Genomic DNA, 14,127 nt, shown 5'->3' with positions numbered 1-14,127 from the left:
TGCATTCACGACATCGAACGACGAGTCTCAGGTACCGGCATGCCATTGTTGCATTGCACAAAAATACCTACATCCAGGGCAGGCAATCTTGTCCATCAGGGGTGAATGAAATGAGCGATGCCAGACATCAGGTCGTCGTCGTCGGTGCGGGGTTTGGCGGTCTCGAATTCACCCGCGCACTGGCCGGCATACCGGTGCGCATCACCATGATCGACAAGCGCAACCATCATCTGTTCCAGCCGCTGCTCTATCAGGTGGCAACCACCGCGCTGGCGACCTCGGAGGTTGCCTGGCCGATCCGCCATCTCCTGCGCAAGCGCAAGGATGTGACCACGCTGCTGGCCAATGTCACGGGAGTCGACCGGACCGGCAAACGTGTTTTGCTCGATGATGGTAGCGCCGTCGCCTACGACACGCTGGTGCTCGCCACCGGCGCGCGGCATGCCTATTTCGGCCATGACGAATGGGAGCCTTTCGCGCCAGGCCTAAAGACATTGGAGGACGCCACCACCATTCGCCGTCGCATCCTTCTGGCCTTCGAGCAGGCGGAGCGGGAACCCGACCCCGCCAGGCGTCAGGCGTTGCTGACCATTGCCATCGTGGGCGGCGGGCCGACCGGCGTCGAGCTGGCCGGAACCATTGCCGAACTGGCGCATGACACGCTGCGCGGCGAATTCCGCAACATCGATACGCGCCAGACGCGCGTGGTGCTGATCGAGGCCGGCGACCGCATTCTGGCCAATTTCGCGCCAAAGCTCTCCGACTATGCTGGGAAGGCGCTGGAACGGCTTGGTGTTGTGGTGGAGCTCGGCCGGGCCGTTACGCGCTGCGATGCCGAAGGCGTGGTTTTTGGCGACACGGTTCTGCCCGCTCGCACCATTCTGTGGGCAGCCGGCGTTGCTGCTTCGCCGGCTGCCGAATGGCTGGGAGCGAAGGCGGATCGTGCAGGCAAGGTATTGGTCGAGCCTGATCTCAGCGTGCCTGGCAGTCCGGAGATCTTTGTCATCGGCGACGCCGCACTTGTGCTGCGGCCCGACGGACGGCCGGTGCCCGGCGTGGCGCCTTCCGCCAAGCAGGAAGGACGGCATGTTGCCGCAACCATCAAGGCCAGGCTTGCCGGCGACACGAGCCCGCGGCCTTTCCACTACAAGCATGCCGGTGACCTTGCCACGATCGGCAAGCGCGCCGCCGCCATCGATTTCGGCTGGATCAAGCTGACCGGCTGGCTCGCTTGGTGGCTGTGGGGCATTGCGCATATCTACTTCCTGATCGGCTTTCGCAACCGGCTTGCTGTTTCGTTGAGCTGGCTATGGATCTACGTCACGGGCCAGCGCAGCGCCCGGCTGATCACGCAAGGCGAAGACGACAAGACCTGACTTTCTTCACTGTCTCATTCATCCGCCCGTCATCTGTTGCTGATGGACTGACGTGCGAATGCACGCGACTTCTTGGGTGGACTTGAGCCGATTTCGGCGCGAAGTTCGCTTCGGGGCAGGGCGTGTCATGTCGTCGAAGAAGGAGAAAACATGTCGCAACTGCTCCATTCCGTTTCCCGCCGTGGTCTCCTTGCAGGGGCCGCCGCCACTGGCGCGTTGATCATGCTTCACCCCTTCTCCGCCCGGGCGCAGGCCAATCAGGCCCATCTGAGGATCATGGAGACCACCGATATCCACGTGAATGTGCTGCCCTATGATTATTACGCCGACAAAGCGAATGACACGATGGGGCTCTCGCGCACGGCATCGCTGATCGATGCGGTGCGCAAGGAAGCCGCCAATTCGATGCTGATCGACAATGGCGACCTTTTGCAGGGCAACCCGATGGGCGACTACATTGCCTATGAGAAGGGCCTGAAGGAGGGCGATCTCCATCCGATCATGAAAGGCATGAACCTGCTCGGCTACGAGTGCTCGACACTTGGCAACCACGAATTCAACTACGGCCTGTCCTTCCTGGACAAGGTACTGGCCGGCGCCAATTTCCCGTTCGTCTGTGCCAATCTGATCCGCGGCACCGAACTTGCCGCCAACCCGCGCGACGACAAGCTCTACCTCAAACCCTACATAATCCTGCACAAGAAGATCAAGGACGGGTCAGGCACCGAGCAACCGATCAGAATCGGCGTCATCGGCTTCGTGCCGCCGCAGATCATGGTTTGGGATCTCAAGAATCTCGAAGGCAGCGTCAAGACGCGCGACATCGTCGAGGCGGCGAAGGCCTGGGTGCCGCAGATGAAGGAGGAGGGCGCCGATATCGTCATCGCGCTCTCGCACTCCGGCATCGACGTCAAGCAGAGCGACATGATGGAGAACGCCTCGTTCTTCGTCGCCGGCATCGAAGGCATCGATGCGGTGTTCACCGGCCACCAGCACCTGGTCTTCCCCGGCAAGAAGGATTTCCAGGCGCTCGAAGGCGTTGATACACAGAAGGGGACGCTGCAGGGCAAGCCCGCCGTCATGGGCGGTTTCTGGGGCTCGCATATGGGCCTGATCGACCTGATGCTGGAGCGCGACGGGTCGAAGTGGAAAGTGGTCTCGGCGACGTCGGAGGCAAGGCCGATCTTCGAGCGGGTCGACAACAAGAACAAGCCGACTGTCCCGGATGACAAGCGCATCACCGCCGCTCTCGAGCAGGACCACGAGGCGACGCTCGCCTATGTGCGCCGCCCTGTCGGCAAGACCTCGGCTCCACTCTATTCCTATTTCGCGCTGGTGGCCGATGATCCTTCGGTGCAAATCGTCAACCAGGCGCAGAGTTGGTATCTCAAGGATATCCTGAAGAACACCCAGTGGAGGGACGTGCCGATGTTGTCGGCGGCGGCGCCCTTCAAGGCCGGCGGGCGCAACGGCGCCGACTACTACACCGACGTGCCGGTGGGCGATATCGCCATCAAGAACGTCGCCGACCTCTATCTCTATCCGAACACGGTTCGCGCGGTTGAGATCACCGGTGCGCAGGTGAAGGAATGGCTGGAGATGTCAGCAGGCATCTTCAAGAAGATCGAGGCAGGGAAGGCTGACCAGCCGCTGATCGACACCGAATTCCCGTCCTACAATTTCGACGTGATCGACGGCGTCAGCTACAGGATCGACCTGTCGCAGCCGCCGAAATACGATTCGAAGGGCGGCGTCGCCAATGCCGGTTCCAATCGCATTGTCGACCTCAAATTCGACGGCAAGCCGATTGATCCAGCAGCGAAATTCGTCGTTGCGACCAACAACTACCGTGCCGGCGGCGGCGGCAACTTTCCCGACATCAATGCCTCGAAGATCATCTACGAAGCGCCGGACACCAACCGCGACGTCATCGTCCGCTACGTCATCAGCCAAGGCATCATCAACCCGACGGCGGACGGCAACTGGTCGTTCGCGCCGTTGCCGGGAACCAGCGTCGTCTTCGAGACAGGCGTCAAGGCAAAGGACTTCATTGCCGAAGTGAAGTCGCTGAAGATAGAGCCGGCAGGCGAGGGCGAGGCTGGTTTTGCGAGATATCGCATCCTTCTCTGATGCGGCCTGACAGCCGGATGCGGTCGGTGTTGGCCGCATCCCCAAAGTCCCCGGTCAGCCACGCGGCCAATGCGTCACAGAGACATTGCCGCCAACAAGGAAGTCGACGTGCGTGCCCAATCTACGCCTTGTAGACTACCTGGCGCACGTCGATATAGCTGGTGCGGAAGCCGGCCTCGCAATAATGCAGGTAGAATTCCCAGAGCTTCTTGAAACGGTCGTCGAATCCAAGGGGCACGATCTTCTCCCACGATCCTCGGAAACGCTGGCGCCATTCGGCAAGCGTGCGGGCATAGTCCTCGGGGAAAACGCGTTCGCGTAAATGGGCAAGGCCATGCGCGGCGCCAAGCGACTTCAAGATGGACGGCGTCGGCAGCATGCCGCCTGGGAAGACGTAGCGCTGGATGAAATCCGGCCTGGCGCGGTAGGTGTCGTAGGCGGCTTCGTTGATGGTGATGATCTGGAGACCCGCAGTGCCGCCGGGCTTCAGGCAGGCCTTCATCGTGGAGAAGAACACCGGCCAGTATTTCTCGCCGACAGCCTCGAACATCTCGATCGAGGCGATGCGATCGTAAGTGCCGGTTTCATCGCGGTAATCCTGCAACTTGATGTCGACCTTGTCGGTGAGCCCGGCCTTGGCGATACGCGCCTTGGCGAAGTCGTGCTGCTCGCGGCTGATGGTCAATCCGGTAACCCGGCAGCCGATTTCGCGTGCCGCGAATTCGGCAAAGCCGCCCCAGCCGCAGCCAATCTCCAGCACATGATCCTTATCGCTTATGCCCGTATCCCTGGCCAACTCCCGATATTTGGCGGCCTGGGCGCTCTCGAGATCATTGGCGCCATTGGCATAAAGCGCTGAGGAATAGGTCATGCTCGGGTCGAGCCATTCCTTGTAGAAGGCATTGCCGAGATCGTAATGCGCCGAGATATTGCGCTTCGACCCCGTGCGTGTGTTCTCGTTGAACCAGTGGCGGATGCGCTGGACCGTGTTGATGAGCCAGCTGGCGCCGCCCGCGACGCGTTCGCCGATCGCCGAATTGACCACGAACAGTTCGAGGAAGCTGGTGACGTCAGGGCTTTCCCAATCGCCGTCCATATAGGATTCGGCGACGCCGATCGTGCCGCCGGAAAAGGCGCGGCCCGGCAGACGCCAGTTCTTGAGTACGAGTTCGGCGTCGGGACCCGGAGCCTTGCCGCCGACGAGAACGGCACGACCGTCTGGCATTCTGACCTTCAGCGAACCGCGCGGCAGGTTCATGGCCGCCGACAGCACCATGCGCGCCTTGGCCGGCAGGCCCTTGACGATCTCGGTGAAATTGAATTCGTCGAGCCTGACCGCGTCGCCCGGCGCCATGCCATGATGTTCCCCGTGTGCCATTCCATGCCCCTGGATCTCCGTGATCTCGGCACAACTGCCGAGCCGCGGTTCTCTTGGATCATCCGCCGGGTTCAAACGCCGTTGCCTGGTCCCGGTAGCTTGCGGGTTCGACGGCAGGCGGGCTCGAACGAAAGCGCGCACCCTTTAGCAGAGCTTCAGCGCCTCCAGTGAATGCCTGCCACAATCTTCCACGTCACGAGGGGGGACTTCAAGAGGCATGCCGAGAGCTGGACTGTGCCACGCGGCGCCCGGCATCGGCCGCCTTGCCTCAGGTTGCTGCCGCCCGAAATCAAAAACGCCTATGGCAGCCGCATCGCTTGTGCGATAGCTTTAGCCATGCGTTATGTAATTGTCATTGCCGCCATCGCGTTCTTCCTGATCTGGGACGGCCTCTACAATCAGGGCCGGTATCTCGACGTCGCGGTCAGGGAAGTTTCCCATGCGGTGCGCTACGTCTCCGGCAAGGCCTAGACACCTCCTCCGAATTGAGCTGCCCGGCACTTCATACCTGATCTGCGCGAACTGAGGTCCAGCACCGGTCGAGGCGCGTCGCAAGGACGCGTGGCGCGACGACCGGTTGACGCGAAGAGACCGCCGGCACAAAAGACCTCGACATTCAGATCGAGGAGGCGGGATTGATCCGGCATATCGTTTTCTTCAGCGCGCGGCGCAAGGAAGATGTGGAAGCAGTTCGCACCGGGCTGCTGGTGCTCGGCGACATCCCTCATTCCAGCCTTTTCGAGGTCACGTTGAACACCAAGGTCGATCCGCTTTCGGATGAAGTCGATGTCGTTGTCTACGCGGAATTCGCCGATGACGCAGCGCTTGCCGCCTACAAGGCGCATCCGCTCTATGCGCAGACCACCAGAAAGGTCAAACCATTGCGCGAGCTGCGCTATTCCGCCGATGTCGTGGCTGGGAGCTGATCCAGCGCTGTTTGCGGCGCCCCGCGAATAGCCTGGCAGCACGTGAAGGCCGCCCGGAAGGTTGTTGGCCTTCCGCCATGCTCTCAATTCGGCCAGCGCGACGGCAGAAGGCAACGTCCGCGCAATGCCGCTGCCGGCAGCATTTGCGATCAAGCCTTGAACCGATCTTCCGAATGATGCACATCGCGCTTCCATGACCCGAAGCCCATCAGGCATCCATCCGCTCGATCATCTGGTTCTGCCGACGCGGAGCCTCGATACGGCGCGCGCCCGGCTCAACGCGCTTGGCTTCGTCGTCGCCCCGACAGGCATCCATCCGTTCGGCACGCAAAATTGCTGTGTTTTCTTCGCCGACGGCACGTATCTCGAACCGCTCGCGATCGGTGATCACAAGGCGGCGACGAAGGCCATCGCCGAGGGCAATGTCTTCGTTGCGCGCGACCGCCTTTATCGCGATGGAGCGGGCGAGGAGGGGTTTTCCGCGATAGCCTTGGCCACCGGCGATGCCGAAGCCGATCATGCGCGCTATGTCGAAGCCGGCCTGTCGGCGGGAGACGCGCTGAGCTTTTCGCGCGCTTTCACGGACACGTCCGGCAAAAGCGACAGCGCATCTTTCAAGCTCGCCTTTGCATCCGACAGCAAGGCAGCCGATGCATTCCTCTTTGCCGTCCAGCGCATTGCTGCGCCGAAAACCGACCGCGCGGCATTGCAGGATCATGCCAACGGCGCCACGGGAATTGTCGAAATCGTAGCGATAAGCGACGTGCCTGCCGAACAGCACAGGCTGATTTCAGTGGCGATCAACGATCAGGCCGCCGATGCGCAAGGCGGCGCTTTTTTTCATCTGCCGAACGCGGTCTTGACCGTGCTGGACGCCGCCTCTTTCGCGACGCGCTTTGGAATACCGGCCGGGGCGCCGTCAGAATTGCGCTTCGCCGCCGTGATTTTTTCGATCCGCAACATTGACGCCGCCGCAAGCCTGCTTGCGGCCAATGCCATCGAACACGATATGTCGGGCAATGACATCATCGTGCAGCCGGCATCCGGGCAGGGCGCGGCTTTCATCTTTCGGGAGATCCAATGAACAACCCCCTGGCGCCAAATTCGTCGGTAACCGTCGGCAATGTCGTCTTCGACAATGCGGCACCCCTGGCGCTGATCGCCGGCCCGTGCCAGTTCGAATCGCGCCAGCACGCCTTCGACATGGCCGGTGCGTTGAAGGAGCTGACTGGCAGGCTCGGCATTGGCCTCGTCTATAAGACGAGCTACGACAAGGCCAACCGCACCTCGCTGTCGGCGACGCGGGGCGCCGGCATGGACGCCGCCCTTCCCGTCTTCGACGAGTTGCGCAAGGAATTCTCGCTCCCTGTGCTGACCGATGTCCACACCGAGGAGCAGTGCGCCATCGTGGCGCCGCATGTCGATGTGCTGCAGATACCGGCTTTTCTCTCGCGCCAGACCGACATGCTGGTCGCCGCGGCAAAGACGGGAAAGGTGATCAACGTCAAGAAGGGACAATTCCTCGCCCCCTGGGACATGAAGAACGTGGTCGCCAAGATCACCGGTTCCGGCAATGCCAATGTGCTGACCACCGAGCGCGGCGCTTCTTTCGGCTACAACACACTGGTGTCGGATATGCGTGCTCTGCCTGTCATGGCCGAGATCGGCGCCCCGGTGATCTTCGACGCCACCCATTCGGTGCAGCAGCCGGGCGGGCAGGGCGGGTCGTCTGGTGGGGAGCGCCGCTTTGTCGAGACGCTGGCCCGCGCGGCCGTTGCCGTCGGCGTTGCCGGCGTCTTCATCGAGACACACCAGGATCCCGACAATTCGACCTCGTCCGACGGCCCGAACATGCTGCCGCTGAAGGACATGCCGGCACTTCTGGAACGGCTGATGGCCTTCGACAGGATTGCAAAGGGCTGAAAAGCCAACGTCTTGTAGCGGACAAGCCCCAGTTGTACGGTTGGCCGGCAAATGAGCGTTTTGGCAGGAGGAAGCCATGTCCGTCGCCCGCGTCACCGAAATCACCTCGTCGTCCAAGAAGAGCTTTCAGGACGCCATCGAGAAGGGAATTGCGCGTGCCTCAAAGACCCTGAAGAACGTCGAGGGCGCCTGGATCCAGGACCAGAAGATCGTTGTCGAGGACGGCAAGATCGCGGCCTATCGCGTCAACATGAAGGTGACTTTCATCCTCGCGGAGTGACCGCAAGCGGCTCGAAAATAGTCGGGAACTTTCGCCGACGCCCCTCATTGTCAGGCAGAGATCAACGACAACGAGGAGTACCATAATGACAACGCAGACAGGCCACACCGAAGCCATTGCAGCTTCGCGAGTCATCGGCACTACCGTCTACAACACCCAAGGCGATAGCATCGGCAGCATCGAGGACATCATGCTCGACAAGACGTCGAACGGCATCATGTTCGCGGTGATCGGGTTTGGCGGCTTTCTCGGGATCAGCGAGAAATATCATGCCATTCCATGGGCCAGTCTCGACTACGACGAGGACAAGGGCGGTTATGTCGTGCCCTTCTCGAAGGAGCAGCTGAAGGCAGCGCCCGCCTATTCGATCAACGAACTGGCCGGCGCGGACGGCGAGAATGCGCGCGACGCATCCTATGCGTATTACAAGGTCAGGCCCTACTGGCATTGACGCGACGAACAAAAAGGGTCCCGTTTTCGACGGGGCCCTTTTTGACTCAACGCAACGCTACTCGCTGATATGCAAAGCCGCCAAAGGCGCAATGGCCTTTGGCGGTGACTGCTGATTGTCGCACGACGTCAGGAACGCCGCCGCGATCAGGAACAGACTGACGATACCGCTCAACTCAGACATGGCGAAACTCCTCCTGTTTCGCCCCGCGCGACAACAGCCTTAACCCGGAATGCGCGTCTGGCGGCATGACTTATGATGACAGAAACTTGCGCTTCGTGAATCTGGCGGGCGGCAATATTCGGCCAGGGCCCGATTGCCTTTTGCGTCGCTTTGGCTAAGACGGGCGCGACGCTTTCTTCAGATCAATCGAGGACATCGCAATGACCGCCATCATCGACATTGTCGGGCGTGAAATCCTGGACAGCCGAGGAAACCCGACCGTTGAGGTCGATGTCGTTCTCGAAGACGGTTCGATGGGCCGCGCCGCGGTGCCGTCGGGCGCCTCGACCGGCGCCCATGAAGCCGTCGAGCTGCGCGACGGCGGCGCCCGCTACCTCGGCAAGGGCGTGCTCAAGGCCGTCGAGGCGGTCAATGGCGAACTGTTCGAGGCGATCGGCGGCATGGAAGCCGAAAACCAGATCCATATCGACCAGACCATGATCGAGCTTGACGGCACGCCTAACAAGAGCCGGCTCGGCGCCAACGCCATTCTGGGCGTTTCGCTTGCGGTGGCGAAAGCCGCGGCCGACGCCGCCGGCCTGCCGCTCTATCGCTATGTCGGCGGCACCAAGGCGCATATCCTGCCCGTGCCGATGATGAACATTATCAATGGCGGTGCGCATGCCGACAATCCGATCGACTTCCAGGAATTCATGATCCTGCCGGTCGGCGCGCCGACGCTGCGCGAAGGCGTTCGCTGGGGTTCGGAAATCTTCCACACGCTGCGCAAGAAGCTGAAGGATGCCGGCCACAACACCAATGTCGGCGATGAGGGCGGCTTCGCGCCGAACCTGAAGAGCGCGCCGGTGGCGCTCGACTTCATCATGGAATCGATCGAGAAGGCCGGCTTCAAGCCGGGCGAGGAGATCGCGCTCGGCCTCGATTGCGCCGCGACCGAGTTCTTCAAGGACGGCAACTATGTCTATGAGGGCGAGAAGAAGACACGTGACCCCAAGGCGCAGGCCAAGTACCTCGCCAAACTCGCCGCCGACTACCCGATCATCTCGATCGAGGACGGCCTTGCCGAGGATGACTGGGAAGGCTGGAAATACCTGACCGACCTGATCGGCAAGAAGACGCAGCTTGTCGGCGACGATCTCTTCGTCACCAACACGGCGCGCCTGCGCGACGGCATCCGCATGGGCGTCGCCAATTCGATCCTGGTCAAGGTCAACCAGATCGGCTCGCTGACCGAGACGCTCGACGCGGTCGAGACCGCGCACAAGGCTGCCTATACCGCCGTCATGTCGCACCGTTCGGGCGAGACCGAGGATTCGACCATCGCCGATCTCGCCGTCGCCACCAATTGCGGGCAGATCAAGACCGGTTCGCTGTCGCGCTCCGACCGCATGGCCAAATACAACCAGCTGATCCGCATCGAGGAAGAACTCGGCAAGCAGGCGCGTTACGCCGGCAAGTCGGTGATCAAGAGCTGATCCGGCCGCACATAGTCGATACGGAGAGGGCGGGGACATCCCGCCCTTTTTCATTTCAGGCCTAGCAGGGCGGCCTCCCGTAACCGTCCGTTAAGCACAATCAGGCGAAAAAGGCTTCGAGCCGTTTGAGTTCGCGGCCACGGGGAATCGGTCATGTGGACGCGTCAGCACAAGCAGAGAAACACCGGGCGGCTGATCATTCCCTCGCTGTGCGTGTTGTTCCTCGCCTATTTCGGCTTCCACGCCTATCACGGCGAATTCGGCATCAATTCCAAATACAAGCTGGAGGCCGAGACGGTCGCGCTGCAGGGTCAGCTCGATGCGATCAAGGCGCGCAGGATGGAGCTCGAGCGGCGAGTCAAGCTCATGCATGACGGCACGCTGGAGAAGGACATGCTCGACGAGCAGGCGCGTAAAGCGCTCAATCTATCCCAGGCCGACGAGATCACCATCATGCTGCCGGCTCCGACGAAGTAACCGATATCAGGTTAATCACCAATATTTTCAATGATTTTAATTGCTTAGGTGCATGCCAGCTATGCAATTTCGACATGGCGGAACGCCTTTCTACGTGTTAGCCTCCCATAAATCGAAGGGGAGGGCGATCTCCCCGGAGCAGGTCGATCTTGCTCCAGTGTCCGCAAAGAGACGCCAACAGGGAGTGATGCATGGCCACCGCAGCCAGAAAAGCGCCTGCCAAATCGAAATCCGACGGCAAATCCGGTCTGTCAGCACCCAAGCCTGCTGACTTCACCAAGGACGAAGAGCTTGCCGCCTACCGGCACATGCTGCTCATCCGCCGGTTCGAGGAAAAGGCCGGCCAGCTCTACGGCATGGGCTTCATCGGCGGCTTCTGCCACCTCTATATCGGCCAGGAGGCCGTCGTCACCGGCATGAAGATGGCGCTGATCGACGGTGACCAGATGATCACGGCCTATCGCGACCACGGTCACATGCTGGCGATGGAGCTTTCGCCGCGTGGCGTGATGGCCGAGCTGACCGGTCGCCGCGGTGGCCTGTCCAGGGGCAAGGGCGGCTCCATGCACATGTTCTCCAAGGAGAAGCATTTCTATGGCGGTCACGGCATTGTCGGCGCGCAGGTATCGCTCGGCACCGGCTTGGCTTTCGCCAACCGCTACCGCGACAACAACAATGTCTCGCTGACCTATTTCGGCGACGGCGCCGCCAACCAAGGCCAGGTCTATGAAAGCTTCAACATGGCTTCGCTGTGGAAGCTTCCGGTGATCTACATCATTGAGAACAACCGCTACGCCATGGGCACCTCAGTGTCGCGCTCTTCGGCGGAGACCGACTTCTCGCATCGCGGCGCCTCGTTCAAGATTCCCGGCATCCAAGTCGACGGCATGGATGTGCGCGCGGTGAAGGCTGCGGGCGATCTCGCCACCGAATGGTGCCGCGCCGGCAATGGCCCGCTGATCCTCGAAATGCAGACCTACCGCTATCGCGGTCACTCGATGTCCGATCCGGCAAAATACCGGTCGAAGGAAGAAGTGCAGAAGATGCGTTCCGAGCACGACCCGATCGAGCAGGTCAAGGCGCGGCTGATCGAGAAGAAGTGGGCGACCGAGGACGAGCTCAAGACCGTCGACAAGGAGGTTCGCGACATTGTCGCCGACGCCGCCGAATTTGCCCAGCACGACGCCGAGCCGGATCCGTCCGAGCTCTGGACCGATATCGTATTGTAAGGGAGGGCCAGGACATGCCGATCGAGATTCTCATGCCCGCTCTCTCGCCGACCATGGAAGAGGGCAATCTTTCCAAGTGGTTGAAGAACGAGGGCGACAAGGTCGTCGCCGGTGACGTCCTCGCCGAGATCGAAACCGACAAGGCGACGATGGAAGTCGAAGCCGTCGACGAAGGCACGATTGGCAAGATCGTGGTTCCCGCCGGCACCGAAGGCGTCAAGGTCAACGCGGTGATCGCCATTTTGCTGCAGGACGGCGAAAGTGCCGCCGATGCTGGCAAGGGCGCGGCTCCCGCCAAGACAGAAACACCGGCAAAAGCGGAAGCGCCGGCCGAGGATAAGGCGGAACCAGCAAAGCCGGCCGCCGCACCTGTCGCGGCCGCGCCGAAAACGGAAATAGCCGCCGATCCGGACATTCCCGCTGGCACCGAGATGGTCTCGACCACGGTGCGCGAAGCGCTGCGCGATGCCATGGCCGAGGAAATGCGCCGCGATGGCGATGTCTTCGTGATGGGCGAGGAAGTCGCAGAGTACCAGGGCGCCTACAAGATCACGCAAGGCCTGCTGCAGGAATTCGGGCCGCGGCGCGTCGTCGACACGCCGATCACCGAGCATGGTTTTGCTGGCGTCGGCGTGGGTGCTGCGATGGCGGGTCTGAAGCCGATCGTCGAGTTCATGACCTTCAACTTCGCCATGCAGGCGATAGACCAGATCATCAACTCGGCCGCCAAGACGCTCTATATGTCGGGCGGCCAGATGGGCGCGCCGATCGTGTTCCGTGGGCCGAACGGCGCAGCCGCCCGTGTCGCCGCACAGCACTCGCAGTGCTATGCCGCCTGGTATAGTCACATTCCAGGCCTGAAAGTCGTGATGCCGTATACGGCCGCCGACGCCAAGGGCTTGCTGAAGGCGGCGATCCGCGATCCGAACCCGATCATCTTCCTCGAGAACGAGATCCTCTACGGCCAGTCCTTCGACGTGCCAAAGCTGGACGACTTCGTGCTGCCAATCGGCAAGGCGCGGATTCACAAGACGGGCAAGGATGTCACCATCGTCTCCTTCGGTATCGGCATGACCTATGCAGTCAAGGCTGAAGCCGAGCTGCGCGGCATGGGTATCGACGCCGAGATCATCGACCTCAGGACCATCCGTCCGCTCGATCTCGACACCGTCATCGCCTCCGTCAAGAAGACCAACCGGCTGGTGGTGGTCGAAGAAGGCTACCCGCAGAATTCGGTCGGCGACCATATCGCCAACCAGGTCTCGCAACGCGCCTTCGATTTCCTCGACGCGCCGGTCATCACCATTGCCGGCAAGGACGTGCCGATGCCCTATGCGGCCAACCTCGAAAAGCTGGCATTGCCGAACGTCGGCGAGGTCATCGAGGCCGTCAAAGCCGTCAAATACCGCTAGGGAGCAATGCGGATGCTGTCTTTCTGGACGTTGGCAGCCATCATTGTTCCCACTGTCATGGTCGCATTTTTCGTGCGATCGATGACCGGGAAGTTCGATGCGGTTCTGTTGATGCTCAGCGGTGCCGCGTCGCTGGTTCTTGCTATTGTGGCAACTGCTTCCGCAAAGGTCGACCAGACCGGCAGCATGATGACGCTCGAGATGGGCAAGGGTAGCTACCATTTCGGTGTCTTGCCGCCCGTGTTCATCGTCGCCACGCTGACCGTTATGCGCGGCCTTTTCAAATTCATCCAGGAGTGAGCGATGCCTATCAACATCACCATGCCGGCCCTGTCGCCCACGATGGAAGAAGGCAATCTGTCAAAGTGGCTGGTCAAGGAAGGCGACAAGGTTTCGCCGGGCGATGTCATTGCCGAGATCGAGACCGACAAGGCGACGATGGAGGTCGAGGCCGTCGATGAAGGCACGGTCGCGAAGCTGGTTGTCCCGGCCGGCACGGAAGGCGTCAAGGTCAACGCGCTGATCGCCGTACTCGCGGCTGAAGGCGAAGACGCAGGCGCTGCCGCAAAAAGCGGTGGCGCATCGGCGAAAAGCGAAGCGCCTAAGACTGAGGCTCCCAAGGCTGAAGCGCCGAAGGCCGAGGCACCAAAGACCGAGACGCCAAAGTCTGAGTCTGCCCCGGCAGCTCCAGCCACCGCCAATGGTCATGCGGCCGGCGAGCGCATCTTTGCATCGCCGCTTGCACGCCGCATCGCCAAGGAGGCTGGGGTCGATGTGTCGGCCGTGACCGGCACCGGCCCGCATGGCCGGGTGGTGAAGGCAGACGTCGACGCCGCGATCGCCGGCGGCGGCACCAAGGCAGCCCCTGCCGCCAAGGCTCCGGCTGG

16 protein-coding genes are annotated in these 14,127 nt (G+C 61.4%); 14 read left to right on the top strand and 2 right to left on the bottom strand.

From position 1 onward, the window contains the following. The first annotated feature begins 110 nt into the window (after positions 1–110). Positions 111–1,376 carry an NAD(P)/FAD-dependent oxidoreductase gene (locus C7I87_RS08070; protein ID WP_149903706.1) on the top strand — a complete coding sequence of 422 codons (1,266 nt, stop codon included), beginning with the start codon at positions 111–113 and terminating at the stop codon, positions 1,374–1,376. Between the two features lie 150 nt (positions 1,377–1,526). Further along, entirely contained in the window at positions 1,527–3,506 is a 1,980-nt protein-coding gene (locus C7I87_RS08065) for a bifunctional 2',3'-cyclic-nucleotide 2'-phosphodiesterase/3'-nucleotidase (protein ID WP_149903705.1), read from the top strand. A 121-nt stretch (positions 3,507–3,627) separates the two neighbouring features. Here the strand turns inward: C7I87_RS08065 and C7I87_RS08060 are convergent, their stop codons facing one another. Continuing rightward, positions 3,628–4,884, bottom strand: a complete 1,257-nt coding sequence (locus C7I87_RS08060; RefSeq protein ID WP_149903704.1) for an SAM-dependent methyltransferase — start codon at positions 4,882–4,884, stop codon at positions 3,628–3,630. A 336-nt stretch (positions 4,885–5,220) separates the two neighbouring features. Between C7I87_RS08060 and C7I87_RS36430 the strand changes: the two genes are divergently transcribed. The 6 genes from C7I87_RS36430 (at position 5,221) to C7I87_RS08035 (ending at position 8,464) form a co-directional block, all read left to right on the top strand. Continuing rightward, entirely contained in the window at positions 5,221–5,355 is a 135-nt protein-coding gene (locus C7I87_RS36430) for a hypothetical protein (RefSeq protein ID WP_281409046.1), read from the top strand. Between the two features lie 164 nt (positions 5,356–5,519). Continuing rightward, on the top strand, positions 5,520–5,810 hold the full coding sequence (locus C7I87_RS08055; RefSeq protein ID WP_149903703.1) for a Dabb family protein: 291 nt from the start codon (positions 5,520–5,522) through the stop codon (positions 5,808–5,810). A gap of 193 nt (positions 5,811–6,003) precedes the next feature. Further along, positions 6,004–6,894, top strand: a complete 891-nt coding sequence (locus C7I87_RS08050; protein WP_149903702.1) for a VOC family protein — start codon at positions 6,004–6,006, stop codon at positions 6,892–6,894. Further along, the gene (gene kdsA, locus C7I87_RS08045; RefSeq protein ID WP_149903701.1) at positions 6,891–7,733 is read left to right on the top strand and encodes a 3-deoxy-8-phosphooctulonate synthase; all 843 of its coding nucleotides are present in this window, start codon (positions 6,891–6,893) and stop codon (positions 7,731–7,733) included. Before C7I87_RS08050 ends, kdsA begins: the two co-directional genes overlap by 4 nt. 76 nt (positions 7,734–7,809) lie before the next feature. Next, positions 7,810–8,013 (top strand): dodecin family protein, encoded by a 204-nt coding sequence (locus C7I87_RS08040; protein ID WP_027045027.1) that lies wholly within the window; start codon positions 7,810–7,812, stop codon positions 8,011–8,013. Between the two features lie 85 nt (positions 8,014–8,098). Further along, on the top strand, positions 8,099–8,464 hold the full coding sequence (locus C7I87_RS08035) for a PRC-barrel domain-containing protein (RefSeq protein ID WP_149903700.1): 366 nt from the start codon (positions 8,099–8,101) through the stop codon (positions 8,462–8,464). A 57-nt stretch (positions 8,465–8,521) separates the two neighbouring features. On the opposite strand, the gene C7I87_RS36425 is transcribed toward C7I87_RS08035, so the two are convergent. Next, entirely contained in the window at positions 8,522–8,647 is a 126-nt protein-coding gene (locus C7I87_RS36425; RefSeq protein WP_149903699.1) for a hypothetical protein, read from the bottom strand. A 200-nt stretch (positions 8,648–8,847) separates the two neighbouring features. On the opposite strand from C7I87_RS36425, the gene eno reads away from it, so the two are divergent. The 6 genes from eno to C7I87_RS08000 form a co-directional block, all read left to right on the top strand. After that, positions 8,848–10,122 carry a phosphopyruvate hydratase gene (eno, locus tag C7I87_RS08025; protein ID WP_135880313.1) on the top strand — a complete coding sequence of 425 codons (1,275 nt, stop codon included), beginning with the start codon at positions 8,848–8,850 and terminating at the stop codon, positions 10,120–10,122. Positions 10,123–10,275: 153 nt separating this feature from the next. Further along, positions 10,276–10,599: an FtsB family cell division protein gene (locus C7I87_RS08020; RefSeq protein ID WP_149903698.1), complete on the top strand. Its 324-nt coding sequence runs from the start codon at positions 10,276–10,278 to the stop codon at positions 10,597–10,599. A gap of 191 nt (positions 10,600–10,790) precedes the next feature. Beyond that, entirely contained in the window at positions 10,791–11,828 is a 1,038-nt protein-coding gene (gene pdhA / locus C7I87_RS08015) for a pyruvate dehydrogenase (acetyl-transferring) E1 component subunit alpha (protein ID WP_149903697.1), read from the top strand. 14 nt (positions 11,829–11,842) lie between these two features. Further along, positions 11,843–13,240, top strand: a complete 1,398-nt coding sequence (locus C7I87_RS08010) for a pyruvate dehydrogenase complex E1 component subunit beta (RefSeq protein ID WP_149903696.1) — start codon at positions 11,843–11,845, stop codon at positions 13,238–13,240. A 12-nt stretch (positions 13,241–13,252) separates the two neighbouring features. Continuing rightward, positions 13,253–13,540 (top strand): hypothetical protein, encoded by a 288-nt coding sequence (locus C7I87_RS08005; protein ID WP_149903695.1) that lies wholly within the window; start codon positions 13,253–13,255, stop codon positions 13,538–13,540. 3 nt (positions 13,541–13,543) lie between these two features. Next, positions 13,544–14,127, top strand: a 584-nt coding sequence (locus C7I87_RS08000) for a biotin/lipoyl-containing protein (protein WP_149903694.1), incomplete at its 3' end; no start/stop codon positions are given.

It is taken from the genome of Mesorhizobium sp. SARCC-RB16n, assembly GCF_008520305.1.
Classification (GTDB): domain Bacteria; phylum Pseudomonadota; class Alphaproteobacteria; order Rhizobiales; family Rhizobiaceae; genus Mesorhizobium.
This window is presented reverse-complemented; position numbering and strand designations above follow the sequence as displayed.